Source organism: Alloyangia pacifica (genome assembly GCF_900116195.1).
In the GTDB taxonomy this organism is placed as follows: domain Bacteria; phylum Pseudomonadota; class Alphaproteobacteria; order Rhodobacterales; family Rhodobacteraceae; genus Salipiger; species Salipiger pacificus.
Window position 1 is genome coordinate 126,319 of record NZ_FOZW01000002.1, and the last position, 24,074, is coordinate 150,392.

The window sequence follows — 24,074 nt, forward strand, 5'->3', positions numbered from 1 at the left end:
GGCCGCGCCGCCTAAGGGCGAGCGGCCCTCATTTTTCGGAGAAAGCGATGCGACAGGAAATCCACGCCCTCCAGACGGGGGCGAACGCGCTTGGCTTCAACGCCGGGCGCGCAGATGGCCTGTGGGGGCCAAAGACTGAAGCAGGCCTGCTTGCGCTGCTGGCTTCGCACGTAGGCCGCTGGGGCGATCCGGTCGAGGCAATGCACCAGGCGGTCATCGACCTCGGATATCTCTCCGCGGGGCCGGTCAGCCGGGTCTGGACGCCCGAGCTGGATCGCGGGCTGCGTGCAGTCGTCGAGGCTGAGGGCCTGCCGCGTGCAGGAGCGATCGTCGAGGATGTCACGTTGTCGCCCGGTTGGGGCGGATGGGTCTCTCACGAGAAGCAGGTGCTGCAGGGCTCCGCTGGCTACGTGGTAGGGCTCTTCGTCTTGCACACGACCGCGACCTCGGCGACCTGGTGGAAGGGCAAGAGCAACCGCCAGATGTTTGATGAAGTGCGCGGCTGGCATCTCGCCAAGGGTTGGCGCGACATCGGCTACCACGGTCTGATCTTCCCGGATGGCGAGGTCATCGAGGGCCGCGGCTGGGGCGAGATCGGCGCGCATGTCATCGGCCACAACGCGGGCTCTCTGGGCTATTCGATGGTGCCGGTGAACACCGTCACGAACATGGGCGCGCCCGAGGACTTCTACACCGCCGAGACGCTCGACGCGATGCGCGGGGTGATCTCCAAGGCCTGCAACGCCACGCAAATCCGACGGATCGCCGGCCACAACGAATTCGCCAACAAGCTCTGCCCCGGGTTCAAGGTCGACGACGCCGACTGGGCGCCGCTGGGGTGGGCGGCATGACCCGGGCCGTCCACTACCGAGACCGCAACGCCTTCCTGCAGGACCGCGCGCCCGGATCGTTCTGGATCAGCGGACCGGAAGAGACTGGCGAGCAGAGCTTTATCTTCTTCTGCCCGTGCGGCTGCGGCGACAAGTCGGTGCTGAAGGTGGGCAGCGGCTTCAAGCCGAAGCACGGGCCGAGCTGGTCCTGGAATGGATCGACCACCGCGCCCGAGCTCGCGCCTTCGGTCAACTGGCAGAGCCACTGGCACGGCTGGCTGCGCGAGGGCGTCTGGCGCTCGTGCTGATCAACCTGCCGATCTCCGACTGGCGCCTCGCGCTGGTCCTCTCTGCGGCTGCGGCCGCCATCCATAAGGGACAATTTGATGGACTTCCTCAAAAGCATTCTCGCCAGCCCCGAGCTGGTCAACGCCCTGATCGGTCTCTTCGGACTTGTCCTGATGCTGATCATCAACCGCGGTGCCGGGGCGATCGAGGCCTTTACCGGCATCAGGATCGAGGCAGCCGCGCGTGAGGCTCTGCATTCCGCGATCAAATCTGGGGTCGAGGCAGCTGTGCTCGAAGGCCCTGGCGCAGGCTTCGAGGTGGTCAAGGCGCACGCGATCTATCACGCGCAGCAGTCGGTGCCGGATGCGATAGAGCGATTGGTTCCCGGAGATGGCGTCCTCGATCGGATCGCGCTGCGCTACTACCGCGAGGCCATGGCCAGTGCGGGAGTGAAGATCCCGGAGGCGGCGTAGTCCGCCCCGGCAGGTCGAATGATGGGCGGATCACTCTCGCCCGTGTCGCCCCAGCAGGGGCCTGTTTCTGAAAGGGTTTCGCCATGGCTTTCCACGGCAATATCGAGGTCAATTCGGACCAACCTGCACTTCTCACTGCCGAGGACGTGTCCGGCAATTTCTTGTGCCAGAACCAATCGGGTGAGCCTGTCCGCCTCATCGGTGCAACTGACACGACCGTGCCGGCGGCGGATGCGCCTGGTCTCGAGTTGGCGCATGGTGCGGTAATTCTCAATGAGGCGATGACCGATCTCTTCCCTAGCATCGCAGCAGTGCGTGTCTTCGCGGTGAGCCTGAGCGGCAGTGGTCCCGTCTTGGTGTCCTATGCGTGAGTTTGCGCTAGCGACCTTCGGTGGTTTCCGCGTCGGGCGCAGGCACGAGAAAGGTCCTGTCGCGGTCCTGCCGCTGATCATCGTCGGCGCGTCCAACGCCGCCGGTGGCGCAACAGATGATCCTGCTGCCTTGCCGCTCACCGCAGAGGACATGGATGCGAGCATCACGATCTACGACCCTAATGCCAACACGGTGCGCGCGCTCGACAACGACCTCGGAATCCCGCGGCCCGGCGATGGTGCAATCACGACCAGCACCACCCCGGCGATCAACTTCGCCAAAGAGGTGCGCAGGGCGACAGCGGGGAAAGTCATCGTGGTGCTGATCCCAACTGCCGTCGGCGGGCGCAAGCTCGACGGTGGCTCTTGGGACCCGGACGGGGCAGGGCCTGCATGGACCATCGGCGGATCGGCGGCGGCGACTGATGTGGTAGGCGCGCTCTACCTCGCGCACGCCAATGGCACGTTCCGCGATGCGGCCCTGGCGGCCATCGCGGCGGAGTATCCGGGTTTTCCGGTCCTGGACCCGGTGTTCTTCGGAAGCCTCGTGAATGAGAACGACACCGGCTCGGACATTCCCACGCTGCTCGACAAGGGCGAGCGCGGGATGAACGGCATCCGCTCTGCGTGGAACGCGCCGACCGCGCCTTGGGTCACCTACGGTGGCCCGCCTGAATTCAGCTATGACGGCGGCGCGGACAAGGACATGATCGCCGCGGTGAACCTGATGTTGGCCGAGCGGATGACGCATGTTGGCTTTGCCCGTGGCGTCGAAGGCAACACGCACAGCACCGAGCCGATTCACTACAGCAACGTGGGTTACCGGATCGAGGGGACCTACGCTGCAGGGGCCTATGCCGCAGCTGTGGCCAATGCGCAGGCGCGCCCCGAGATGGTCGACTGGGCCGATGACCTCACGAACAAGCCGGCCCGCCTCTATTCGCTCTACCGGGGGCTCTCGACCTACACCGGCCCGCTGTTCCAGATCACGAACGGCACCACCACGCTCGACATCTCCGCCGACTCTGACGGATACCCGGATATCGCTGCGATGCTGACCCATGCGGCGGCAGGCTCGGACAGCGCCAACGTGAAAATCGTCTACGACCAGATGGGCTCGGGCGCGACGATGATCCCCGAAGGCACCGGCACCCACACCATCGTCAACGCGGGTGCAGTCTGCCTGCAGGGCAAGCGCATCGCCTGGGGCGAGAATGGCACCCTGACGGGGCTGGTTGACGCATCCTACGACCTTCCTGCCGCCGGCGCGCTGCTGGCGCTGGGGCACATCCGGGATTCCGGAAACTGTGTGCTGCTGGCCGCGCATCAATCTGCCGTCGCGCTCTATGCTCAGAGCGGCGTCACGCGCGCGGCGATCGGCAGCGTGGGCTACGATCTCTCGCCCGCGCTGCCCTATGAGCCCGCCTGGCTCGTCTCGCAGAACGGCCACGGCCTCAACACGCACGGGGTTTATGCTGACGCTGCCGGTGTCATCGCCAACGGCGAGGCCTCGACGCTGACGCCAAACGGGCTCACCGGCTCGGGCTACGGGACCACCGGCGTTCTTTCGTGGGGCATGCGCTCCGGCGCGACGAACCGATCGGGCGGCGGAGCTTACACGCTGGCGGTCGCTTGGGACGTGGCGCCGACCGGCGCCGACCGCGAGCTGCTGCGATACCTCACCGGATTCTGGGCGAGGAAGGATGACGTCTGACGGAAGGGCCCGGCCATAGCGCCGGGCTTTTTCTTTTCCCGGGTGGCGCCTATCTCCGCACCATGTGGACACGCAAAAGAACAGTGGTGGCGGGCAGAACGGACGGCGACAGAGACTGGATGGTCTACGAGGACCGCCAGAAGGTCGGGCGCGTCTATGCCACGCGCATCAGCGACCCGGCGCTCCCGTGGTTGTGGTTGGTGCAGGTCGGGCCGGTGGGGCACGGGTATGCGCCGTACATGGCCGAAGCGCTCGAGGAAGTTCGCCGGCGCATCGGCTGATGCGGCGTCTCCCGAAACGTAGGCGATGCGTCCGCCGCCCACCCTTGACATATCAACTGAGGCACTCGGCGCTGATCACGCCGAGTGCAGCTTTCCACGCTTTAGCGGGAAATTGGGCCGCGGAACAAAACTCACAGTTCTTGTCCGTAGCACCTACGCTGGCGGCGCTTGGCGGCGGACCTAAAGCGCTTGCTGAAGCGTCTGCCCAGAAACTTCGCGTCACCCAAGAGAGCATGTATCCGGTAGTCCCAGTAATCGATCTTGAAAGCCAGACGGGATTTTCTAGCCTCTATGTCTCTTGCAAGCTCGTCTCGCTCAATCGTCAAGCGTTCCCGCTCCATCGTCAAGCGTTCCAGGTCCATCGTCAAGCGTTCCAGGTCCATCCTCAAGCGTTCCCGATCCACGTTCGCGCTTTCGAAATCTAGGAGCGCAGAGTTGAAAGCTGCTGCCAGTGATGATAGATCTTCGCTCTCAGATGAAATTTCAACTTTATTTTGATTTTTGCTATTGTTGTATGTAATTATTATTTCTTCATCCGGGGGGAGGATTTGGTTGAAGTATTCGATAGGAGTTCGAAATTTTTCTTGGAATTGGGCGACCAGTCCTGCGGATAGCCAAGCTTCTTGAGGTCGAACATTGGGTGAGATTTCAACGAGTCGATCGCTTACGAAAGTCCCAACTCTCCCCCCAAAGTTTTTGTTCACCGTTCGAACGAGTCTGAGCTCTATCGCAGAAAGAGAGCGGTTGACTATGCGTTGCTCTGCGTCAGCATAACCTTGAGTGAGAAGCGTGTTTGTGCAGTTAAGTTCTTCTAAGAACCTGCTAATTGTACTCTTCTTCGTTTTGGAGTAATTTACGACTCTGACAGGAACGCCAAGGTCTGAAAGGTTTTGGTGCCATAACTGCGCCTCCAATAGGTGATCCTCGTCGAGCGCGAATTCCTCCAGTTCTCTGGTTTCCTCATGTCTCTTGACTCGTTGGTGATACACAGCGGCTGCCATTTCTAGAGGATTTCTAATAAACATTATCACTTCAAAATCAAATCCTCCAATCATGCATTCAATTTCTTGGATTATCTCAATTCTCTGATAAAACATGTGTTCACCGGAGAAGAGAATCCTTGCTCTATTTTCTGCAGTTTCTGCCTCTTTGCGAATCTCCTCAAATATTTTACATGCTTCATCTGGACAGTTTCCGGAAGTGATGCCGCCGCGTTGGGCTTTTTCAAAAGATGCGTGTTTCGGGTATATAACTCCGTCCTGCTCTAATTGGTGAACGTTAGATGCCAGAAAAGACTGGATGGCAGAGGTACCTGTTTTTCCGTGCCCGATGTGTAGAATGACGCTCTTTTTCACTTAAGTAGTCCTGCAAGTCCAAATAGTAGGGATCGTGATGCGGGCGGATTTTGCATGTCAGGTCGGCAACCTCAAGGTTAGGTTTCGATAGTTAAGGTTAGGTCCTTGAGGTTTGGGGATTGGTGGAGCGGAAATGCCACTAGTTCTATTGCGCCACTGTAGCGGGGACCGTTTACAGGGATCGCCAGCCGGTTGGTCCTGTCTACATGACCCACATCAGCGACCCGGCAATGAACTGGATCTGGATCGTTCATGTCGAGCCAGTTTCCCAAGGGTAGGCCAAGAGCCTCGAAGAACCGCTGGGGGAGGTGCGGCGGCGGGTCGGATGATCCGCCGGGCGCGGGTTAGTTGGACTCGCGTCGCATGACCGTTCCCAGCCCGAACATGCCCTTCGCCTCGAGATGCCTCGACCGGTGAAGCGGACCTTCATCGCGAGGCCATTGGGCGACCGAGGAGCGGACAAATTGAACTTTCGCTTCGGTTGTGATGTTATGCGCATTTCGTGTGACGATTGCGCAGAATTTCGGTACGCTGCCTCTGCAGTATTTGCGAACAAGAGCAATTTCTGGAGCGCCGCGATGGAGAACGATGAACGGGAAATCGAAAAAATAGTAGAACTAGAAGTTAGGCGAATCCTAAGCGAAAGCGAGGCAGAACGCGGAAAGGCGATACTTGAGTCGTTGAACTCGCAGAGGGATTTCATGATCGGCAACACTAAGTGGGCTGTGACTGGCTTCTTCGGATTGATCGTTTTATTTGGAGCGATTGGGACTTTTCTTTTTGGAACACAGGTAGACACCAAAGTGATTGAATATTTTGTGAATCCCAAAATCGCTAGTGTCATCGATGCGCGTATATTGTCGTCCGGGAACGAAGTGGCAAACAGGAAGATCGAGGAACTAAAAATTTCAATCTATACTGAGGCTGATGCTCAAGCCCAGAAATCGATAAGTCTAGTTCGAAATGCAGTCCGTCAAGAAGCCGATTTGATTATTGATGAAGCGGTAAAGAAATCGATTGTTGAGGCGCAAAGAGAATTCACAAGTGAATCAACTGATGAGATTATCCAAAGGTTATTCCCTCGCGGCGCGGTCGTTGCTTTTGACCGGGTGGACCTGAACCGCGACATTGGCGAGGCATGCCCAGAAGGCTGGCAGCTATTTGAACCAGCTGGCGGAAGAATGATCTTAGGCGCTGGAAGGCATCAGAATGCCGACGCCAAAGGCACACCCTTGTCAATTTACCCAGTATATGCAGATAGCCCAGAGCGTTCTATTGGAGGTTCGGAGACACACACTTTGAACGTCGCCGAAATGCCTAGTCATACCCATCGGATTTCATATGGCGGCGCTGATACCGCCGTAGACATAGCGGGCCTGAATACGGGTGTTAACTGGGGTATCCGGCGAACAATAAGTTCGGATTCCACGAGCGCAACTGGCGATGGACAGCCACACAACAATATGCCGCCCTTCATCGCACTATACTTTTGTAAGAAAGGGTAAAGCCGACATTTATGCAAGTGCAGCCTCGGTCAATTTGGGCTCTGAGGCGTCGATCGCCGCGCTCAGCCCGAACGGCCGCTTCCGAGAAATGAGCCCAACGGAGCGAAGTCCGCTCCCTGCGCTGAACGGTCGCTGCGGGTTTTCTGGACTCGGTTCAAATGACCGCTCCCAGCCCAAAGCGGTCTACCGTGATAGAAGCAGAGAAGGCTCACTCGCAACCTTTAGCCGTCGGTCACACCCCTGCGAGGCTCCAAGCCGGACACGCCCCGGAAAGCGGAAAGCCGACGGACGCTGCAGGTGCGACCCAGTGTAGCCCCTCTTTACGAATGTCGTCATTATCAATCTGCATCGGCACTCAGAAAATAAGGGATGTACCCTCGATATGTCTCTGAAAGCTGTAGCAACTGAAATCGGGACTAATCCAACGATCACCTGCAGGGACGAGCCTGCACACTCTTTCACCTCCCACTCTCAAAAAATTCTCCAGTCGATCAATAAAGGCGGCGTCCTTGGTATCGACCATTCGCAAATAGTATCTGATATCAAGGAGATCACCTTTCCTTGTGGCGTAGGGTACAATCGCGCCGTCGCAGCTCCCTATGGCTGCTGAGTTTGCAGCAATCTCCAAAAGTGAAAGTGATTGAGGCCAGAATTCTTGGATTTCTTCTAAAGCCCTTTCTTTGAGATCGCGCCCCCAGATTGTGATCGAGCCTTCGATGATCCGTTCCCAGATAGGTTGACTGGACGCTGGCTCGCCAGACCAATATCTTTCGGCCATCGCCTCCCACCCATCGACAAGGATATTCTTGTCGTCGCGCATCATTGTTATCCAGACTGCATCGAGACGAGAAGACTGGTCGGCAGAAACTCCGACGTCTGTTAGGTAGTCTGGGTTGAAGTGACCAGACCAGGCGACGTCGTCCCAAACCTGAGCAGCGCTGTCAATGTCGTCGAATACAAATATGCCTGTTAGTCTCGAGGCCGCGCCAGAAAAGTGCCTTCTCCTAAAATCCTCTAAACGGAATTCAGCTGTGGCTCTCGAGGCGTTTCCGTTCCGAAAAAGATTAGAAGTCCCGAAACTTAATGCGCCACGCCGCTCTGATTGTGGAAGGTGCGACGGTGAATAAAAGTTCGAGCGAACCACATTCCATGCGACCATTGGATTATCGATCTGTATGTAGACGAAGCCTTCAAAATTCTCGGTCATTTTTTCCTACTTATAATGGCGGACAAAGCTTCGGAGGTAGCTTCCGGGGGCCTCATGGCACAAAAGTTCGTACCTTCGCTCCTACGCCCTTTAGTATCCCGTTGAGTGATCCGCTTCTCGCGAATGTCAGGTTCATAGGGCTAGGCAACTGCATTGCCAACGTGCTTGAACGTCCGCAGTCGCCCTGTCGGACCGGGTAAGGTTCCCTCGTCTGCAAATGGGAAGGGTCCGCTTGCTGCGCGTAGCGGACCTCGCGGGTTTTCTGGACAAGGCCGTTCGGTTGCTTGCACCCCTAAATTGCCCTTCGCCTCGAGCCACAGCGGCCGGCAATGCGGACCTACCCGCCAAGAGCATGGCGTGATCGCTCAGCGGACTTCGCTGTCGTTCGTCGATGGCGCGAACGACCTTGATGACAAGGCTGAAAGCGGGCTCGCGCCTCAACTGCAAGTTCACATGCGATCCCGTTCATGTTACCTGCCATCATAAAAGGAGCGATATCTTTCTAAAAAGACGCAACTGGGAACCAGAAAACGAAAGTAAAAAATGTTCGCCTACGTGGATGAAACCGGTAACACCGGCAAAAACATCTTTGACCCGGATCAGCCTGAATTTTTCACGGCTGCATTGATCACGAAGACGAATTTCGACGTTCTGCATGGAAGGACGCTCCAGTCGATTTCCATGCGAGCAGGCGTCCCGGCACTGCATGCCTCCGTGGTTGGAATGGGTCCAATCGAGAGTGCTGCGGGCGACATCTTGAGCCTACTCAAGAAGGTCGATGCCCGCTTCTTTGTATCGCGTGTAGAGAAGCGATACCTACTGGCGACCAAGGTCTACGATGTCTTCTTCGACTCGGGAGAGAACCCAGCTGCCTCATGGTCAGCGTATAACATCAGACCCCTGAAGATGATCCTTTGCTTCAAGGTTGCGACCTTGATCACTGAGCAGATTGCCCGCGACTTCTGGGATATGCTGATGGCGCGTAACGAAAAGACTGCTCGCCAGAAAATTCCCGGTATCTGCGAAGCTCTTTTGGCGCAGGTGCCGACTTTAGCAGATGCGCGCTCACGTGAAGTGGTAACAGAGACGCTAACATGGTCTCGCGATCATCCAGAGGCACTCGACATCTTCATCGCCGGACGGCAGGCCAAAAATGGTCACATGCCCAACATGGTTGCTTTCGCAAATCTCCTCGATGGCTTGGAGGGTTTCTCGAAACGCTGGCGTCGGCCCTTGAAGAAGATTGTCCATGACCGACAGTCTCAGTTCGAGGGGTCGCTCGCTGAGTGGCATATGATGTTCTCCAACGCCTCCGATGAGCCGATCCATCGACCCGGCGAAACCATTGTGTTTCAGAAAGTGGCGGGGTCGACCTTTGAGGTTTCCGCTTCTGACGACAGCGCCGGAATTCAGATCGCTGATTTGGTCTTGTGGTTGTTTCGGCAGCATCTCTCGGGAAAACGCCTCCCTCCAGCATCGGGGCGGCTCCTAAACTATGTTCTCAAGAAAGGTTACCACAGCGACTTTTCTTTCGACGGAGTCGGTCAGCAGGTGGAAGAGCAATATAGGCAGATTATGGCGACTGAACTGACGCCCGAGATGGAACAGGTGGCTCAGAAAATGATTGCGGATAACGAACAGCACCGCCGCCGTATGGTCGCCGCCTATGAAGAGGACGGGTTGATGCCTTACCAGCGGTCCCCATTGAAACTCGCCGGAGAAGGCAAGGACTAAGGGCTTTTATGGGCTCGGTGCGGCCGATCGCTGCGCGCCGCCCGAGCGGCAGCTTTCGAGAAATGGTCTCTGCGGAGCCAGGTCCGCTGCTTGCGTCAGGCGGCATTGTGGTGCCGCGGGCGCAAAGGGCCGCTACCTGCGCTGAGCGGCCCCTGCGGGTTAGTTGGACTGGGAGTTTTGGGCGCAGCTCCCGACGCAAACCCAAATGTCGGCGTAGTCCATGGAGGCCACGACTGCCGCGCCGATGAATACCCACATGGCGGCTTCGCGGACCTTGGCCCACGGGTCGAACTGGTTCGCGGTTTTCCGAAGCTGCTTCGCGATGAATGACGCATCGCTGTTGGTGATGTTGAACTGGCAATCAGCCATGGCGGGCGCCTTTCGGGTTAGCTGGACCGCTGTTGGTCGGCCCATTTCTGTGGGGTGTAATCGAGGGCGTGCTCGATTTCCTGCCATTCGCGGCGGTCGCCCTCGGTGAAGTCGCGCGGCGGGGACGCATGAGCCGCCTCAATCGCGCGGATCAGATCGTCCCTCTTCTCGTAAAGGTCGCGCCAGATATCCTCTCTCATGGCGGTCATAGTGCCTCCTGCGGGTTTTCTGGAACAGTTGGCGCAGATCGCTTCAACCGTGCCAATAAGTACACACCTTCCGCGGTTGGTAGGTTGCGTGTTGCGGGTGGCGGCTGGGAGTGCGTAGGTAGCCAGGGTGTTTCGATTTTGAGGCGAAGTTTGCCGAGCTCTCAGTAAGGGTGTTGTAGCGTGATGGACAAATATGTACTCGGCGGAAATCTTGATGCCGACATTCTATTTAATTGGGCCCCCTGGGGAGAGCTGGTGGAGACCCAAGCTGAATTATTCGACGTTGCGATACTGAAGGAAATTTCAGATCGACTCCAAATGGAGTTTCACAGAGGACATGCCCCTGGAAGAGACATGCCGGAAATTCCTCGCAATGCTTGGTCTACTAAACTGCTGGATCGTTACTCCCATAAGACCATTGGCTATGATCTGCCGTGCTTGCTCTCAGCGGCGCGCCCCTCGCGTGGGCGGATCATGCTGTGTGCTCAAGATCCGAAGCGGGACGGCTCGGAGAGCAAGCTCACAGTCGGGACATTCTTTGGCATCGATAGCGACTACCACCGTGTGCGCCGGCATTGGGGCATGATGTGGCAGCTCATAAGACGCTGCGTTCTGGCTGGGTATGATGTTTGGGTGACGGATGCGATCAAGGTGTACGCAGGAACAAACGTCTTGCGCCGTGATCCTGAGCTCCGGGCGCTTTGTTTCTCAGTTATCCGAAAAGAGGTAAACGCTTTCAGGCCTGATAGAATTCTCGCGATCGGCAATGACGCGAGAGATGCTTTGCAGGCTGCAGATATCTCCTCCCCTGTTACCCATGTCGTTCACCCGACAGCTCGCGGTTTGAAAGGACCTTTAAGTGAACGTTTGGAGCTCTACTGGGGAGCGCTGGGTGGTTCTGAGCTAGTCAGCTAATTGCGTGCAGTCGGGTTAGTTGGATTGATCGCCCGGGGTGCCTGCATCGGCGGCCCATTTCTTTTCGAGCCGGTCCATGATCTCGGCGGAGCGCGCGGCGCTCTCGTCCAGAAACTGCCCGGCGCGAGTGAGAGCTGCTTCATATGTCGGGCCGGTAAACCACATCGGGAACCCGTGCAGCTTGGCCTGATACTCGCCGTCCTTCTTCGTGATCGTCACCGTTTCGCGCTGCGCCATGGTTCCCCCGTTTCACGTTGCAATAACTTAATAGGGTAATATAGTGGCGCAAAGCTGAAACCGAACGAAGGCGGGTAAGTTTGTCCATTATCTGGGGATACATCCTTGAGGCTCCGGGGCGTCCGCCGCTGGCAAAGCAGCGCGAAGTCATGCGCGCCCTGGGCGTGGATATGAGCGAGTTCGGCACCTGCTGGCACGACAAGATCACGAAGGGCTCGACGCGCCCGCGTTCGCAGCTCACCGGGCGGAATGACCTGCTGTTGGCGGTCATGGAAGGCGACAAGGTAGTGATCGCCGCGCCGCTATGCCTTGGGCTTTCTGAGAGGGACGCCGCGTGGCTCCTTGCCGAGCTGGCCGAGCGCAAGGTGGAGGTGACGGTCAACGGCGACCTCGACACCATCAAGCCGGGCGACGATCATTCGGACATGCTGCGCCGCGTGGCGAGCGCTCACAACGTCCATCATGTGCGGGTGGCGAAGGCCAAGGCCCGCGCGAAGTCCAAGTAGGAGTGGGAAAGAATGTCCGAGGACGAAACCTACGTCGAAATCTTCAAGCATATGAATGAGAAGGTGATCGACACAGCGAACTTATTTCTGCGCAGCGCGATCTTGATCAACGGCGGTGCTGCGGTCGCAGTGCTCGGTTTCGTTGCTTCAATCGCGAAGGCTGACAAAGCCTACTCGGAGGCCATCGTCGGCGTCGCGGATGCTATATCCTACTTCGCACTCGGCGCGGTCGCTGGGGTTCTCGGTATCGCCATTGCATACCTCACAAACTATGCCGCCCTTGCAACACTGAACCAGAGGGGCGGGACACGCGAGAAGTTCTTTGGGAACGTAAAGCGGTTTGTCCATCTCTTTGCTCTGGTGGTTGCCGCGTCCACGGTCGCTTTCTTCTTGCTGGGAGTGTTTGAGGTGAAGTCCGCCATCACGAGCGGGCTCGTCTGAGAAAGGAGTGTGCGTGCGTCTTTTAAGTGTTCTGGCTTTCTGCCTGACTATCGCTGGGTCGATTTCGGCCCAGACAGTTGATGATCTCGCAGACTACGTCGCAGGCATGCCGCGTGGCATGCTCGGTATCCCGGCGTACTGGTTAGAGATGGAAAGTGCAGTTGGCTGGGAGAGAATGATTTTGGTGATCGGCTACGCCAACAATCAAAGCATCTGTTCAATGCTGGAAGGCATGGCGAGGGAAAGCAGCCCCGGCCGACGCTTCAAGTGCTCGGAAGCCAACTGATCCAGAAAAGGAGCGGGAATTGACTGACAAGGTAGGCAGGAGTTCTGATCTCCCGACTGAGGAAAGATACTCGGCGGCAGTCTGGTCATATTTGCTCGCAGCAGAAGTTCTTTGGAAGCGGCAAAAAGACGAACCTCTGCCGTTGGTACTTCCGATATCGCAATGCCTGGCTCACGGACTTGAACTATTTCTGAAGGAAGCCCTCATCCGTCGTGGGCGCAGTCCAACGGAGGTAGCGAAATTTCGCCACGACATCTATAAAATGTGGATGTTGAAAGACTTCAGCGATCTCCGAACTCATGCACAGGCGCTGGCATTTGCCTGTGTGGGAGTTAAGCCTCAGCCATATGCAGATCCTAATATCAAATCAATTGATGATACGATTAAGGAATTGGACCATCTCTACAACAAGTCTTCGAGGTATTCGCTCCGCTACCCAAATGGGGAGTTCAAGGTGCCATACCCGCAGCCTCTACTCTGGGTCTTGGCAGAGTTAGTTCGAGACGAGAGATGGAAGTCTGCGGCCAGCTCTGAGTAGCTAGCGCCACTGTCGGCTGGCGCTGGCGCCGCAGAACGCATCGAGTGCGGCTGCATTATTCATGCCTAGTGCGGTCGATATGGGTGCGCGAAAGCCAGTTCACACATCGCGATTCGTTCACTGAATGTCCGTGTGAATGAAATTGACCTAGGCGGCTGATTTCGCTCCGAGTTGACCAAATTCAAAATCCCCTGCGCTTTCGCGGAGGGGATTGCGCGCAGCGGTAACAGTAGATCGAGTAATAGACGACAGCGAAATCCTGGTCAGCGCCACCGTCTGCATAAGCCTTCCGCTATCATGATATTCGCTAAGCTTCGCCCGTCAGAAAGAGTGCACTCCCCGATCTCTCGATCGTAGCTCTTCCGGCCCGTCAGGGTGCATCTTAACGCTCGGTTCAAGGCCAATGACCTCATTCGCTCGCTAGCGCGTTCTCCCTCGGCGGTACCAAGTTCAGCACAGTCGAGCGATCCAAAGCGAATTGGAACACCTTGTACTTCAATCGTGTCGCCATCGCGAACGTGCGTGGTGACGCCGGTCAACTCGACTGAGGTCGTACGAACTCCCAATCGATGCACACGCACGCTTTTTCCGAGGGATTCGGGTTGGAGCCGGTTGCGAACCTCGCCATACGCGAACACGCCAGCTGCGGCAAAGGCGATGGCTGCAATGGCAAGGTCTTCCTTCCATGTTCGATGTGCCGACCGCCGTCTGGGAAGTTGGCTCGTTCTTTTCCCTCGCTTGGTGCCTTGCCATGGGTTGGCCTGGCTCTGCCTATGCAATCTGGCTTGGCGCAGTAAAGCGAAAAGTGACAATCCTATCGCTACAGCAACGGACAAAAACACCCAAGCCGGAGCCACGATTTCCGACGCAGAGGCAAGCCAAATTTTTGTGCCTTGTAGAAGGTCTATAATCCAATCACTCATTCTACACTTCCGAAAACATGAGCCCTAGCTGATTTCGTTCTATATAGCTGCAGAAGTATACAGGGATTTTCTGCCTTTGAGGATGAATCCTCTAGTAGACCCATTGCCAATTTGACAACGACAGGATTGTGTGGCCGGTTGGAAAGCAATCGGCTGTTCGCGTGAAAGTTGTTCTCTGACGTTTCCCAAGTTCCGGCTTCGTTTTGGTTTTGTCCGGCGTGTTCTGCTGGGGTGTTGGGAAACGGTTATTAAGTGTATTCAGTGCTTTAGAGTTCTAGTTTGCTCGTTTACACCGAAGATGTCGGGAGTTCGAGTCTCTCATCACCCACCATCCCATCCCATTGAAATCTCGCAAAGTATTGATTTCGTGGGGAATGCGCCACCTCAACTGGTATCTTGAGGCGGTATAAGATTAGACCCCGACCATTCCAAATCGGAGCGACCTATTCCCTGCGAGTCCACGTGCTGGGCCGTGCAGCGGGGACACCGTCTCTCTGCCAAGCCAAGCTCACCACAGATGCCACGGCCTCTCTGAGGCCCGAGGATTGCGCCGAGGCGAAGCGACGCTTTTTGCAGGCGCTCTGGCTGCACGGGAGAGCTATTGGGAGACGCTCAGAGCCGGCACTCAAGACCTGACTCAAAGGCCAGCGTGCGCAGTTGCCGGTGAGCTAGCCAAAGACTTTCTCGATGGGTTCGAGGAAATCCCCGGCTGCCCGGAAATGTGGACGCGTGCGCGTGAGATGGACGAAGACGCGGTAGGCGAGGGCCGCGCTGTTCGAGTACATCGCAATCTTCTGTCGCCGGCGCCGGTACCGGCGCCAATCGAGCATCGGATACCGCTCGCCCGAGTAGTTCAGATCGACATGTCCGCACAGTGAATATCAGTCCAGTCCGGGATCCAGTGGCAAATTCAGGGGTATGCTGGCCAGGCGATCCGAGGCGGAGCTGCGTGATGCCTGCGCGAGCTGGCCTCTGGCGGCGGGAACACCGTAGACTTTCACGGACCGCGCCAAGGTTGAAAGCGACTTACGCGCCGCGAAACCCAACGACGACGCGATCACCGAGGGCCAGACCCTGCGCAAACAGATCAGCATCGCGGTTCCGATCATCGGCCCAGCTGCTCGCGCCGAGGTCGCGTTGCAGGTGCCAGTGCCCGGCCGTACCAACGATCTCCAATATGTCCGGGGTAAGATCCTGCTGGTTCTCCGCCGGTATACGGGGGTAGGAGCAGTCGGCTTCGAAGCCGCCGGGCCGAAGTCGGAGCGCAGGAATTCAGGGCCGGGCATCAAACCGTGGATGCCTCGCCAACCGACGTCCGGCCATTCGACGTCGGGCCGACCACGCGGGAGCGTCGGGAGGGCCGCGAAGCGGCGACGGCGCCGGCAGGATCGGGTGACAGCACACGCCGCCGTGGGGGCGGCGGCGCGAAGGCTGGTCTCCGCGCCCCAGAGGTCTCAGGCTTTCTCGGGGAGCGCCAGCCGCGTGATCGCCTGATCGCTGCTCATCGGAACACCCGTGCAGCCCGCGACCCAGCTCAGCGCCATGTCGTGTTTCTCACGGCTGAAATCCGCGAGGGCATCTGCCACGAAGAAGGGTTCAATGTCGCGCTGGAAGGCCTCTGCCGCGGTGGCAAGGCAGCCGATATGGGCGTAGATCCCCGTCACGATCAGCTGGTCGCGCCCGCGCGCGCGCATCAGCGTGTCGAGGTTGGAGCGCTGGAAGGCGCTGTAGCGATGCTTGACGAGGGGGATGTCGCCCTCGACCGGGGCGAGCATCGGGATGATCTCCTCGTGCTCGGGGGTCGCCTGCATGCCCGGCCCCCAGAGATCGGCCTGCAACCCGCGGTCCGGGCGGAACTGGTTGCCCTTCTGCGCGGTGTAGAACACCGGGACGCCGGCCCCGCGGGCGGCCTCCAGCAGCCGCGCGATATTGGCCGCCGCCGCGGCGATCGTGCTGCCATCGCGGGTGAAGGCGTCCTCGCCGTAGGCGGCGCAGAAGTAACGCTGCATGTCGTGCACCAGCAGCGCGGCGCGCTGCGGGGCCAGCTCGAAGGGCGCGCGCGGCTGCGGCAGCTCGGCCTCGGTGGGCAGCGGGTAGTCGGGAATCTTGGGAAGGGCCATCGTGTCTCTTCTGTGGTCTGGGTCGGCGGGCTCAGAGGCTTTCGGCGATGCCGAGCGCGCGGCGCATCGCGATGAATTTCGCGCGAGTCTCGGCGACCTCTTCGAGCGGGTCCGAGGCGGCGACGATCCCGGCACCGGCAAACAGCCGCGCGGCGCGGCCCTCGATCATCGCGCAGCGCAGGGTGACGTGCCATTCGCCGTCATTCGCCTCGTTCACCCAGCCGAGCGTCCCGGCATAGAAATCGCGGTCGAAGGGTTCGGCCTCGGCGATCGCCTGCAACGCCTCGCGCAGCGGCGCACCGGCGACGGCGGGGGTCGGGTGCAGCGCTGCCAGAAGCTCGAGGCAGGGCGTGTCGGCATCGCGCAGGGTGCCGTCGATGCAGGTGCCGAGGTGCCACATGCTGGCGGTGCGGTCGAGCTGCGGCGCGTCGGGCACGCTCAGCGCCGAGCAATAGGGGGCGAGGATGTCGTGGATGTATTCGACCACCACGCGGTGCTCGACATTGTCCTTCTCGGAACCGAGCAGCGCGGCCCTGGCATCGGCGTCCTCGCGGGCATCCTCGCGGCGTCGGGCCGAGCCGGCGAGCGGATGCGAGCGAATGTCGCCGCCGGTTTTGCGCAGCAGGAGCTCCGGGGTGGCACCGACCAGCCAGCGTGTCTCCGCGCGGCGACCGGGCAGCGGCAGGCAATAGGCGGTCACATGCGGGTCGGTCCCGAGCCGTTTGGCCACGGCAAAGGGATCGAGCGCGCGATCCGTGCGCAGGTCGAGCGCGCGGGCCAGCACGGCCTTTCTGAGCGGATTGGCGGCGTCGGCCACCTGCGCCGCCGTTGCCGCCACTGCCTCGCCGTAGGCGTCCTGCGAGGGCAGGCGGCACAGGTCCAGCGCGCGGGCCGGTTTCGCCTTGTTCAGATCGGCCTGATGCGAGTCGGGGCGAATTCCGTAGAGCCAGCCAGCCTTTTCGCGGGCGAAGGGAAAGGCACCATACATGCGCCGGTCAAAGGGGCTGTGGGTGCGGGCGAGGTTGGCGAGCGTATCGCTCTGCGCCTCTTCGATGACGCCGCCCAGCGATCCGAGGCGCAGGGGAAGTCCGGCGCAGGAGGCTGCCGACTGCAGGGAAATGGCCAGTTCGCTCAAGAAACAAATCCTGTTCTAGGAGCTGCCTGCCGGGAAGGTGGGTGCTGTCGGTGAAAAGGGCGCGGCGTCGCGCATCCGGTGCCCCGCACCTAACGCGGGCGGGCGAGGGCTGTCAATTCACAAGCAGCGCGCGCCGGGGTGCCTTTTGCGTGAGGCCCCTCTCGACCGGTGGCTGTGTTTGGGCGTGCGGGAATGCGGACCGAGGTCGTGCGGCTCCCGGGGTCGGAGATCGTGCCGCCCATGCGTTGAGGTCTCTTCGCGGGCTGATCCACCTGCGGCGGCAGGGGTGCTAAACGCAGTCTTGTCCTGAGGCGTGCGCCCTGCCCACGTACTGCGCTATTAGTAGCGACCCTGATCGGCGGCCGAGTAGGGGCCATCCGGGTCTCTGTTAAGTTGGAGCTTTCCGGCGGCATTTGCATCGGACCTTGGGCTGGGCCGGTTCAGTTCAGCAGGCTCTTGATCCGGCTGCGCTTGTTGGCATCGCTTTCCCTGCCATAGAGGACTGCGCGGAGTTTGCCGATCCTCTCCGGCGGAATCATGCCTGCGTCAATCCCGGGGACCAGCATGCGCAGTTGCTGGATCTCGCCCTGCGTGAGCTCGACGGGCCGGCCGAGGCTCATCGCGTAGCGTTCGCCCTCCGGCTGCGTATCGGGTGTCGATGCCCGGTCCGTATTGGTCGGTGTCCGCGCACGGCTGGTGGCCGCAGCGCCGACGACGACCAGCATGGCTCCGAGGGCGAAGACGACAGCAAGGCTTTTCATGGTGGGTCCCGATCGGTCAGCATTCAACACACCAAAGATAGTCCGTCGGGGGGCACGCGCAAGGTGAGCTAGACGCGCGGGGCATGCGACTTCACGTGGTCGATGAAGGCGCGCAGCGCCGGGGGCATCAGCCGTCGCTCGGTGAAGTAGAGCGACGGGCCGGGGAAGGCCGGCGTCCAGTCGCCGAGCACCTGCACGAGCCGCCCGGTCTCGAGGTCCGCCGAGAGGTACTCGTCGAAGGCATAGATCAGCCCGTGCCCGGCGCGCGCCGCGACCAGCGCGGCGGCGGAGCTGTTCACCGAGAGCCGCCCCTGCGGTCGGATGTCGAGCGCCCGTCCGTCCTTCTCGAAAGACCAGGGCAGGGTGTTTCCGGTGCCGAAAACATGGGTGATGCAGGCGTGCTGCGCGAGGTCGTCGGGGGTGAGCGGCGTGCCCCGCGCCGCGAGGTATTCGGGCGCTGCGGCGACCAGCATGCGCTGGTCGGGGCCCAGCCTCACGGCCACCATGTCCTGCGCCAGCGTTTCGTCGTAGCGCAGCCCGGCGTCGAAGCCGCGCGCCACCACGTCCACCAGATCGCCTTCGCTGACCGCCTCGATCCGCACCCCCGGGTGTCGCGCGAGGAAGGAGGTCACCAGCGGCATCAGCCGTAGCTCGATCGCCGGGGCGGGGCCGTTGATGCGGATGCGCCCGCCCAGCGGAGCGTCGCGCCCGCTGCCGACGGCGGCGGCGGCCTCATCCAGCACGGCAATCGCATCGCGTGTGCGCGCGAGCAGGCGCTCACCGTCCTCGGTCAGCGAGGTGCTGCGGGTGTTCCGGTTGAGCAGCCGTACGCCGAGCCGCGCCTCCAGCTCGCGGATGCGCTCGCTGAGGGTCGAGGGGGATATCGCCAGCTCGGCTGCGGCACGGCGGAAATTCAGGTGCCGGGCGACGGCGACGAACTGCGCGAGGGTGTTCAGGTCGAGTTGCTGCATTGTTCGGATATCCGGATAGCCTATACGAATCTATACGATTTATCGCATGCTGCGAGCAACGTATCTCTTCCGGCAGGCGGGCGGCCATGCTGCCCAAGCACAGGAGAGACCGACATGACCCCTAAAATTGCCCTCATCACCGGCGCGAGCCGTGGCCTTGGCCGCGCCGCCGCATTGCACCTCGCCCGCGCGGGTGTCGAGGTGATCGGCACCTACAACAGCTCGCCCGAGGCCGCCGCCGAGGTCGCGCGCGAGATCGAGGTGCTTGGCGTGCGGGCAGCGATGCTGCCCTTCGATGCCGAGCATGGCGACATCGCGGAATTTGCCGATCGGGTCCGCGAGGCCCTCTCTCAGACCTTCGGGCGCGACAGCCTCGACTATCTGGTGAACAACGCGGGTCTCGGGGTTCACCGCAGCATTGCCGAGACCGGGCCGGAAGACCTCGACCTGCTGTACCGCGTGCACGTGCGCACGCCCTTCCTGCTGACTCGCGCCTTGTCGCCGGTGATCTCCGAGGGCGGCTCCGTGCTCTTCGTTTCCTCCGGCCTCGCGCGGTTCACGCTGCCGGGCTACGCCGCCTATGCCTCGATGAAGGGCGCGGTGGAGGTACTGACGCGCTACGCGGCGCAGGAATTCGGGCCACGCGGCATCCGGGTAAACTGTATTGCTCCGGGCGCAATCGCCACGGATTTCGGCGGCGGTGCGGTGCGCGACAATGCGCAAATCAACGCGGGCATCTCTGGTATGACCGCGCTTGGCCGGGTGGGCGAGGCCGAGGACATCGGCGCGGGGGTTGCCGGGCTGCTGACCGGCGGGTTGTCGTGGATGACCGGTCAACGGGTTGAACTGTCGGGCGGGCAGCGCCTCTGACAGCCTGCGCCCGTGCGGCGCAGCGGAGGTCATTTTCGTGGATGAAGGCGTCATGCGTGACCACGCATGAAACGCATCAAAAGCTCCTTGGGCCGCCGGCAGGTCTGCCGTCCGGACCCAAGGAGTGCAGGGTTTAAAAGAATACCACTCACATTGGAAACAACCCTGCCTCGACGCTAATCGGAGTAGGGTGAATCTTTCGTGAATCCCGGTAATTCAGCGACTTACAGCAGAAATCTTGCGACTTGGTGCAGAATCGCTTGGGGTGAGGTCCGCGTGGCCACCAGCAGAGTGGCCACGCGGAAACACCGCTCACGCTCAGTCCGGCAAGGCACCGCAGAAGCCGCCCGAGGCGGCGCTGCCAGAGCCGAAGGCCAATATGGCGGGGGCCTGGTAGGGATTCGGCGGGGTCCTGGTGAGGTCGAAGACCAGCAGCGCTGCGACGAAGGCCAGCGCGAGAGAGGCGGTGAAGCTGCGGGTCATGACCGCGCCTCCAGTCCCAGCATGGGCCGAAGCCGGATGCCGAGGAAGGCTCCGCCGAAGGCAGCGATGAACCAGACCCAGCCGTGCAGGCTGCCGGTCGAGATGCCCGAGAAGAACGCCCCCACGTTGCAGCCGAAGGCGAGCCGCGACGAATAGCCGAGCAGGAAGCCCGCGACGATGGTCGCGACCCAGGCGCGCGCCGGGTAGGTCGGGAGTTTCGCCGCCAGCGCGCCGCGGCGCCAGGCCGCCACGCCGAAGGCGCCGAGGATGATGCCGATGTCGGTCAGCGAGGTGTAGTCGGTCAGCACGCTCGACTGCACGCGCTCCATCGAGCCCGGCGCGGCCCAGAAGGCCGAGGCCGAGAGGTCGCCACCGAGCGCGCTATAGCCCTTGGCCGCCCAGAGCCCGAGCCCGTAGACCACGCCCCAGGGCTGGCCCGCCACCAGCAGGTTGCCGATTGCCAGCAGCGCCAGCACCACGGCGGCGATGGCGTGGCGGCGGCTCAGCTTCACGGCGCCGGGCGCGGCGCGCCACAGGAAGATCGCGGCGGCCAGCGCCAGCAGCACCAGCGTCACGCCAAGGCCGGCGCCGCCCGAAAGCGTCAGGATCGGCAATGCGCCGAGATCGGTCCACCAGATCAGACCCCAGGCCCCGGCAAAGCTGCCGAGTGCGAAGAAGGGCAGCGCCAGCAGGCTGACCGGGTTGCCGCTTCCGGCGTTGACCAGCGTGCCCGAGCCGCAGCCGAGCACGATCTGCATGCAGGCGCCGAAGACGAAGGCGCCGCCGACCATGGCAAAGCCGATGGGGGCCTGCGCACCGACGAGTTCCCCGGCGTGGCTCGACAGCAGCGGAATGGCGACCACGGCAACCAGCGCGATCGCCAGCAGCTGCGCCAGCACCCCCGAGGGTTCGCGGCGCAGGATCATCGCGCGCCACGGCCCGGCGAAACCGAAGCGCATGCCTTCGAGCGCGATGCCGAAGCCGAGGCCGATCGCGAGCAGCAGCCCGTAGCGCGCGCCGGCGAAAAGCGCGACCAGCGCGACTATGACAAGCGCGCCGAGGATCAGCCCGGCGCGCTTTCCGAAGGGGCCTGCGGGGGCGGTCTCTGCCGCCCCCTGTAGCGTTGCCTGGCTCATCAGTTGCCCCCGGTAACCTGGTTCAGAAGGTTCTTGAACAGGCCCGGCGAGTTCTGCATGTCACGGCCGGTCTGCGAGTATTCGACCATCGAGCCGGGGTAGAGTTTGACGTTCTCGATCCCCGCCATCTCGCTCAGCGCGAACCAGTTGGTGGCCGCCCAGTGGCCGGTGTTGCAGAACGAGACGATCTCCTCTCCGTCGTCGACGCCGAGCGAGGCTTTCAGCGCCTGCACATCCGAAATCTGGCCGATTGCGGTGGCACCGCTTTGGAAGAACTGCGTGTAGGCATAGTTCTGCGCGCCGGGCAGGGTGCCGGGCTTGGCGGCGGCGCCATGCGCCTTCTTGCCCTCGAAGAAGGCGGCGGGGCGGGCGTCGAGCAGCAGAGCCTCGTGGCCGCCGTCGACCACGTCGGCGACCTCGGGGGTCTCGGCGGTCCAGGCGTCGTTCCAGCTGATGTCGAGCTCGGTGGGCTCGGGGGTCACGGCGTCCTTGCTCAGCGGCAGGCCGGCATTCACCCAGGCCTGCGAGCCGCCGTTAAGGATCGACAGATCGGTGAAACCCGAGCTCTTCAGCGTCCAGTAGACGCGGGCGGCGGCACCGAAGTCGGTGTCGGTGTCCCCCTGCGAGACGATGACCACCTGCGCGTCGGGTTCGAGGCCGAGCTTCTCGTAGGTGGTTTCCAGCTGGTCCGACGGCACCAGCGCGCCGGGGTTGTCTTCGGGGCCGCGGAACAGGCCGTAGGGGGCCGAGACGGCGCCGGCGATGTGACCGTCGGCATAGGCGTCGCCGCGGATGTCCAGCACTTGCGGGGTCTCGGCGTCGTTCAGGGCGGTTTCGAGCTCGGCGGGGCTGACCAGCGGGCCCAGGTCGGCGGCAAGGGCACCGGTCGCTGCGAGGCCGCTGATCGCGGCGGAGAGAGCAATCGCTTTGTAGGTCATTGTGGAGCCTTCTCGTAAACGGGGTCTTTTGTGGCCTTATTTCGGTCAGATAGCCTGCGCTGCAAGGGCTGGCAGGGCACCCGGGCGCAGCGCGGCCGGGACAGTGCTCCGCCGATCCGGCGCGGCTTGGATCAGCGATTTCTGGGAGCGGCGCGGATGGAATATCATTCCCTGCGCGCCCCTCCTTTGGTGACGATGTTCTTATTCGCTGCGGCGAAACCCGGGTCGTGTCGGACCCCTGTCCCGATCACCTCATTCGATACCGCTGCGCCGCGCATCCCAGAGCGTGATCGCGAAGAGCACGAAGCCCCCGGCGCTCAGCGCCGCCCCGACATAGCCCGAGGAGGGGAAGTCGTGGCCAGCGGCGATCACCCGCGCCGCTAGGAAGGGCCCGACCGCGTTGGCGACGTTGAAAGCCGCGTGGTGCAGCGAGGCGGCAAGCTGCTGCGCCTCGCCTGCGACGTTCATCAGCCGTGTCTGCATGACCGTCGAGACACCGCCGAGGATGCTCATGCAGAGCACCGCGACGCCCATGGTCCAGAGGCCCCCCGACACGGCGGCCGGGAAGAGCGCCAGCACCAGCGCACCGCCGCCGAAGGAGACGAAGGCGGTAAGGTTGAGGTTCTTGTCGGCCAGCGCCCCCATCAGGAGGTTGAAGATCGTCATGCCGACGCCCGCGGACATCAGCATCACCGCCACCATGTCCTCGGAGGCGCCAAGCGTGCTCTGCACCGTCGAGGCAATGTAGGTGTAGACTGCGAAGAAGCCGCCGAAGCCGACCGCGCCCGTGGCCAGCGTCAGCCAGACCTGGCGGTTCTTCAGCGCGCCGAGCTCGCGCAGGGGGTTGGCGTTCGGATCGGCCGGGGTGCGCGGCGCCTTGAGGTAGACCGCCAGCGCCGTCGCCAGCGACAGCGCGCCGACGATCACGAAGCCCGAGCGCCAGCCGATGTACTGGCTCAGCCAACTTGCGGCGGGTACGCCGATGGTGGTGGCAATGGTCAGCCCGAGGAATACCCGCGAGACCGCCGTGGCGCGCTTGTTGCGCGGCACGATCGAGGCCGCGACCAGCGCCGCCACCCCGAAATAGGCGCCATGCGGAAGACCCGAGAAGAAACGCGAGACAGTGAAGAGGCCGAAGGTCGGCGCCATGGCCGAGAGCGTGTTGAAGGCGGCGAAGGCAAGCATCAGCCAGATTAGCAGCATCCGCTTGCGCATCTTCGCCGCGGCCACCGCGAGCACCGGCGCGCCGACCACCACGCCGAGCGCATAGGCGCTGATCGCATCCGCCGCGCGGGCCTCGCTGACGCCGAGGTCACGGGCGAAGCTGGGCAGCAGCGCCATGGCGGCAAATTCCGTGGTGCCGATGGCAAAGCCGCCCATGGCGAGTGCGAAGAGCACCATGCGTGCAGAAATCTGTCTCTCGCTGCCGGCCATCGAGGCAGGCGCGGTATGGGCCGCTCTGTCGGTCATGCCAATCC

The 24,074-nt window shown here is 61.5% G+C and carries 27 protein-coding genes and 1 tRNA gene; 14 read left to right on the forward strand and 14 right to left on the reverse strand.

Annotation, left to right across the window (positions count from 1 at the left end; genetic code table 11):
- Positions 1–47 precede the first annotated feature (47 nt).
- From BM397_RS05060 to BM397_RS29255, 6 genes are all read left to right on the forward strand, one after another.
- On the forward strand, positions 48–851 hold the full coding sequence (locus BM397_RS05060) for an N-acetylmuramoyl-L-alanine amidase (protein WP_092419223.1): 804 nt from the start codon (positions 48–50) through the stop codon (positions 849–851).
- The gene (locus tag BM397_RS05065) at positions 848–1,138 is read left to right on the forward strand and encodes a ubiquitination-like system serine protease family protein (RefSeq protein WP_092420541.1); all 291 of its coding nucleotides are present in this window, start codon (positions 848–850) and stop codon (positions 1,136–1,138) included. The genes BM397_RS05060 and BM397_RS05065 overlap by 4 nt, the downstream gene beginning before the upstream one ends.
- A 78-nt stretch (positions 1,139–1,216) precedes the next feature.
- Positions 1,217–1,591 carry a hypothetical protein gene (locus tag BM397_RS05070; protein WP_245695933.1) on the forward strand — a complete coding sequence of 125 codons (375 nt, stop codon included), beginning with the start codon at positions 1,217–1,219 and terminating at the stop codon, positions 1,589–1,591.
- Between the two features lie 83 nt (positions 1,592–1,674).
- Complete coding sequence (locus tag BM397_RS05075) at positions 1,675–1,962, forward strand: hypothetical protein (RefSeq protein WP_092419226.1); 288 nt, start codon at positions 1,675–1,677, stop codon at positions 1,960–1,962.
- Complete coding sequence (locus tag BM397_RS05080; protein WP_092419229.1) at positions 1,955–3,676, forward strand: hypothetical protein; 1,722 nt, start codon at positions 1,955–1,957, stop codon at positions 3,674–3,676. Before BM397_RS05075 ends, BM397_RS05080 begins: the two co-directional genes overlap by 8 nt.
- A gap of 119 nt (positions 3,677–3,795) precedes the next feature.
- Positions 3,796–3,957, forward strand: a complete 162-nt coding sequence (locus BM397_RS29255; RefSeq protein WP_176806457.1) for a hypothetical protein — start codon at positions 3,796–3,798, stop codon at positions 3,955–3,957.
- A gap of 131 nt (positions 3,958–4,088) precedes the next feature.
- On the opposite strand, the gene BM397_RS29260 is transcribed toward BM397_RS29255, so the two are convergent.
- Complete coding sequence (locus tag BM397_RS29260) at positions 4,089–5,312, reverse strand: hypothetical protein (RefSeq protein ID WP_176806459.1); 1,224 nt, start codon at positions 5,310–5,312, stop codon at positions 4,089–4,091.
- Positions 5,313–5,890: 578 nt separating this feature from the next.
- Between BM397_RS29260 and BM397_RS28910 the strand changes: the two genes are divergently transcribed.
- Positions 5,891–6,817 (forward strand): phage tail protein, encoded by a 927-nt coding sequence (locus BM397_RS28910; RefSeq protein WP_143015323.1) that lies wholly within the window; start codon positions 5,891–5,893, stop codon positions 6,815–6,817.
- Positions 6,818–7,172: 355 nt separating this feature from the next.
- Here the strand turns inward: BM397_RS28910 and BM397_RS28915 are convergent, their stop codons facing one another.
- Positions 7,173–8,024: a DUF2441 domain-containing protein gene (locus tag BM397_RS28915; protein ID WP_143015324.1), complete on the reverse strand. Its 852-nt coding sequence runs from the start codon at positions 8,022–8,024 to the stop codon at positions 7,173–7,175.
- Positions 8,025–8,567: 543 nt separating this feature from the next.
- Here BM397_RS28915 and BM397_RS05095 point away from each other — a divergent pair.
- Positions 8,568–9,758 (forward strand): DUF3800 domain-containing protein, encoded by a 1,191-nt coding sequence (locus BM397_RS05095; protein WP_092419240.1) that lies wholly within the window; start codon positions 8,568–8,570, stop codon positions 9,756–9,758.
- A gap of 159 nt (positions 9,759–9,917) precedes the next feature.
- Here the strand turns inward: BM397_RS05095 and BM397_RS05100 are convergent, their stop codons facing one another.
- Both BM397_RS05100 and BM397_RS05105 read right to left on the reverse strand, forming a co-directional pair.
- Positions 9,918–10,127 carry a hypothetical protein gene (locus BM397_RS05100; RefSeq protein WP_092419243.1) on the reverse strand — a complete coding sequence of 70 codons (210 nt, stop codon included), beginning with the start codon at positions 10,125–10,127 and terminating at the stop codon, positions 9,918–9,920.
- A 17-nt stretch (positions 10,128–10,144) separates the two neighbouring features.
- Positions 10,145–10,336, reverse strand: coding sequence for a hypothetical protein (locus BM397_RS05105; RefSeq protein WP_092419246.1), 192 nt, complete (start codon positions 10,334–10,336; stop codon positions 10,145–10,147).
- Positions 10,337–10,519: 183 nt separating this feature from the next.
- Between BM397_RS05105 and BM397_RS28920 the strand changes: the two genes are divergently transcribed.
- Positions 10,520–11,251 carry a uracil-DNA glycosylase family protein gene (locus BM397_RS28920; RefSeq protein ID WP_143015325.1) on the forward strand — a complete coding sequence of 244 codons (732 nt, stop codon included), beginning with the start codon at positions 10,520–10,522 and terminating at the stop codon, positions 11,249–11,251.
- A 15-nt stretch (positions 11,252–11,266) separates the two neighbouring features.
- Here BM397_RS28920 and BM397_RS05110 read toward each other — a convergent pair whose 3' ends face one another.
- Complete coding sequence (locus BM397_RS05110) at positions 11,267–11,488, reverse strand: hypothetical protein (RefSeq protein ID WP_092419250.1); 222 nt, start codon at positions 11,486–11,488, stop codon at positions 11,267–11,269.
- Positions 11,489–11,568: 80 nt separating this feature from the next.
- Here BM397_RS05110 and BM397_RS05115 point away from each other — a divergent pair, with 80 nt between their 5' ends.
- From BM397_RS05115 to BM397_RS29265, 4 genes are all read left to right on the forward strand, one after another.
- On the forward strand, positions 11,569–11,994 hold the full coding sequence (locus BM397_RS05115; protein WP_143015326.1) for a hypothetical protein: 426 nt from the start codon (positions 11,569–11,571) through the stop codon (positions 11,992–11,994).
- Between the two features lie 12 nt (positions 11,995–12,006).
- Positions 12,007–12,435, forward strand: a complete 429-nt coding sequence (locus BM397_RS05120; RefSeq protein ID WP_092419256.1) for a hypothetical protein — start codon at positions 12,007–12,009, stop codon at positions 12,433–12,435.
- A gap of 13 nt (positions 12,436–12,448) precedes the next feature.
- Positions 12,449–12,721 carry a hypothetical protein gene (locus BM397_RS05125; RefSeq protein ID WP_092567364.1) on the forward strand — a complete coding sequence of 91 codons (273 nt, stop codon included), beginning with the start codon at positions 12,449–12,451 and terminating at the stop codon, positions 12,719–12,721.
- A 1,690-nt stretch (positions 12,722–14,411) separates the two neighbouring features.
- Positions 14,412–14,513 (forward strand) — tRNA-Val (locus BM397_RS29265).
- A gap of 550 nt (positions 14,514–15,063) precedes the next feature.
- Here the strand turns inward: BM397_RS29265 and BM397_RS28925 are convergent.
- The 5 genes from BM397_RS28925 to BM397_RS05145 form a co-directional block, all read right to left on the reverse strand.
- A complete protein-coding gene (locus BM397_RS28925; RefSeq protein ID WP_143187055.1) occupies positions 15,064–15,291 on the reverse strand; it encodes a hypothetical protein in 228 nt (75 codons plus the stop codon).
- A 345-nt stretch (positions 15,292–15,636) separates the two neighbouring features.
- Positions 15,637–16,302 (reverse strand): isochorismatase family protein, encoded by a 666-nt coding sequence (locus BM397_RS05130; protein ID WP_092419262.1) that lies wholly within the window; start codon positions 16,300–16,302, stop codon positions 15,637–15,639.
- Between the two features lie 31 nt (positions 16,303–16,333).
- The gene (locus tag BM397_RS05135; RefSeq protein ID WP_092419265.1) at positions 16,334–17,437 is read right to left on the reverse strand and encodes an isochorismate synthase; all 1,104 of its coding nucleotides are present in this window, start codon (positions 17,435–17,437) and stop codon (positions 16,334–16,336) included.
- 440 nt (positions 17,438–17,877) lie between these two features.
- Positions 17,878–18,198 carry a hypothetical protein gene (locus BM397_RS05140; RefSeq protein ID WP_092567365.1) on the reverse strand — a complete coding sequence of 107 codons (321 nt, stop codon included), beginning with the start codon at positions 18,196–18,198 and terminating at the stop codon, positions 17,878–17,880.
- A gap of 68 nt (positions 18,199–18,266) precedes the next feature.
- Positions 18,267–19,169 (reverse strand): LysR substrate-binding domain-containing protein, encoded by a 903-nt coding sequence (locus BM397_RS05145; protein ID WP_092419271.1) that lies wholly within the window; start codon positions 19,167–19,169, stop codon positions 18,267–18,269.
- 114 nt (positions 19,170–19,283) lie between these two features.
- Here BM397_RS05145 and BM397_RS05150 point away from each other — a divergent pair, with 114 nt between their 5' ends.
- Positions 19,284–20,039 carry an SDR family NAD(P)-dependent oxidoreductase gene (locus tag BM397_RS05150; RefSeq protein WP_092419274.1) on the forward strand — a complete coding sequence of 252 codons (756 nt, stop codon included), beginning with the start codon at positions 19,284–19,286 and terminating at the stop codon, positions 20,037–20,039.
- A 318-nt stretch (positions 20,040–20,357) separates the two neighbouring features.
- Here BM397_RS05150 and BM397_RS29270 read toward each other — a convergent pair whose 3' ends face one another.
- The 4 genes from BM397_RS29270 to BM397_RS05165 form a co-directional block, all read right to left on the reverse strand.
- A complete protein-coding gene (locus BM397_RS29270; protein ID WP_176806461.1) occupies positions 20,358–20,522 on the reverse strand; it encodes a hypothetical protein in 165 nt (54 codons plus the stop codon).
- Positions 20,519–21,658 (reverse strand): YeeE/YedE family protein, encoded by a 1,140-nt coding sequence (locus BM397_RS05155; protein ID WP_092419278.1) that lies wholly within the window; start codon positions 21,656–21,658, stop codon positions 20,519–20,521. Before BM397_RS05155 ends, BM397_RS29270 begins: the two co-directional genes overlap by 4 nt.
- Positions 21,658–22,596, reverse strand: a complete 939-nt coding sequence (locus tag BM397_RS05160; RefSeq protein WP_092419281.1) for a sulfurtransferase — start codon at positions 22,594–22,596, stop codon at positions 21,658–21,660. The genes BM397_RS05155 and BM397_RS05160 overlap by 1 nt, the downstream gene beginning before the upstream one ends.
- 252 nt (positions 22,597–22,848) lie before the next feature.
- A complete protein-coding gene (locus BM397_RS05165; RefSeq protein ID WP_245695936.1) occupies positions 22,849–24,066 on the reverse strand; it encodes an MFS transporter in 1,218 nt (405 codons plus the stop codon).
- Positions 24,067–24,074 lie beyond the last annotated feature (8 nt).

Bases quoted from the DNA above. Each gene is read 5' to 3' on its own strand.
- BM397_RS05150 (WP_092419274.1), top strand. From the start codon at position 19,284: ATGACCCCTAAAATTGCCCTCATCACCGGCGCGAGCCGTGGCCTTGGC.
- BM397_RS05160 (WP_092419281.1), bottom strand. From the start codon at position 22,596: ATGACCTACAAAGCGATTGCTCTCTCCGCCGCGATCAGCGGCCTCGCA.
- BM397_RS05080 (WP_092419229.1), top strand. From the start codon at position 1,955: ATGCGTGAGTTTGCGCTAGCGACCTTCGGTGGTTTCCGCGTCGGGCGC.
- BM397_RS28925 (WP_143187055.1), bottom strand. From the start codon at position 15,291: ATGATCGGAACCGCGATGCTGATCTGTTTGCGCAGGGTCTGGCCCTCG.
- BM397_RS05165 (WP_245695936.1), bottom strand. From the start codon at position 24,066: ATGACCGACAGAGCGGCCCATACCGCGCCTGCCTCGATGGCCGGCAGC.
- BM397_RS05120 (WP_092419256.1), top strand. From the start codon at position 12,007: ATGTCCGAGGACGAAACCTACGTCGAAATCTTCAAGCATATGAATGAG.
- BM397_RS05100 (WP_092419243.1), bottom strand. From the start codon at position 10,127: ATGGCTGATTGCCAGTTCAACATCACCAACAGCGATGCGTCATTCATC.
- BM397_RS05105 (WP_092419246.1), bottom strand. From the start codon at position 10,336: ATGACCGCCATGAGAGAGGATATCTGGCGCGACCTTTACGAGAAGAGG.
- BM397_RS05095 (WP_092419240.1), top strand. From the start codon at position 8,568: ATGTTCGCCTACGTGGATGAAACCGGTAACACCGGCAAAAACATCTTT.
- BM397_RS05155 (WP_092419278.1), bottom strand. From the start codon at position 21,658: ATGAGCCAGGCAACGCTACAGGGGGCGGCAGAGACCGCCCCCGCAGGC.
- BM397_RS29270 (WP_176806461.1), bottom strand. From the start codon at position 20,522: ATGACCCGCAGCTTCACCGCCTCTCTCGCGCTGGCCTTCGTCGCAGCG.
- BM397_RS28915 (WP_143015324.1), bottom strand. From the start codon at position 8,024: ATGACCGAGAATTTTGAAGGCTTCGTCTACATACAGATCGATAATCCA.
- BM397_RS05130 (WP_092419262.1), bottom strand. From the start codon at position 16,302: ATGGCCCTTCCCAAGATTCCCGACTACCCGCTGCCCACCGAGGCCGAG.
- BM397_RS05065 (WP_092420541.1), top strand. From the start codon at position 848: ATGACCCGGGCCGTCCACTACCGAGACCGCAACGCCTTCCTGCAGGAC.
- BM397_RS29255 (WP_176806457.1), top strand. From the start codon at position 3,796: ATGGTCTACGAGGACCGCCAGAAGGTCGGGCGCGTCTATGCCACGCGC.
- BM397_RS28920 (WP_143015325.1), top strand. From the start codon at position 10,520: ATGGACAAATATGTACTCGGCGGAAATCTTGATGCCGACATTCTATTT.
- BM397_RS05070 (WP_245695933.1), top strand. From the start codon at position 1,217: ATGGACTTCCTCAAAAGCATTCTCGCCAGCCCCGAGCTGGTCAACGCC.
- BM397_RS28910 (WP_143015323.1), top strand. From the start codon at position 5,891: ATGGAGAACGATGAACGGGAAATCGAAAAAATAGTAGAACTAGAAGTT.
- BM397_RS05140 (WP_092567365.1), bottom strand. From the start codon at position 18,198: ATGAAAAGCCTTGCTGTCGTCTTCGCCCTCGGAGCCATGCTGGTCGTC.
- BM397_RS05060 (WP_092419223.1), top strand. From the start codon at position 48: ATGCGACAGGAAATCCACGCCCTCCAGACGGGGGCGAACGCGCTTGGC.
- BM397_RS05110 (WP_092419250.1), bottom strand. From the start codon at position 11,488: ATGGCGCAGCGCGAAACGGTGACGATCACGAAGAAGGACGGCGAGTAT.
- BM397_RS05075 (WP_092419226.1), top strand. From the start codon at position 1,675: ATGGCTTTCCACGGCAATATCGAGGTCAATTCGGACCAACCTGCACTT.
- BM397_RS05145 (WP_092419271.1), bottom strand. From the start codon at position 19,169: ATGCAGCAACTCGACCTGAACACCCTCGCGCAGTTCGTCGCCGTCGCC.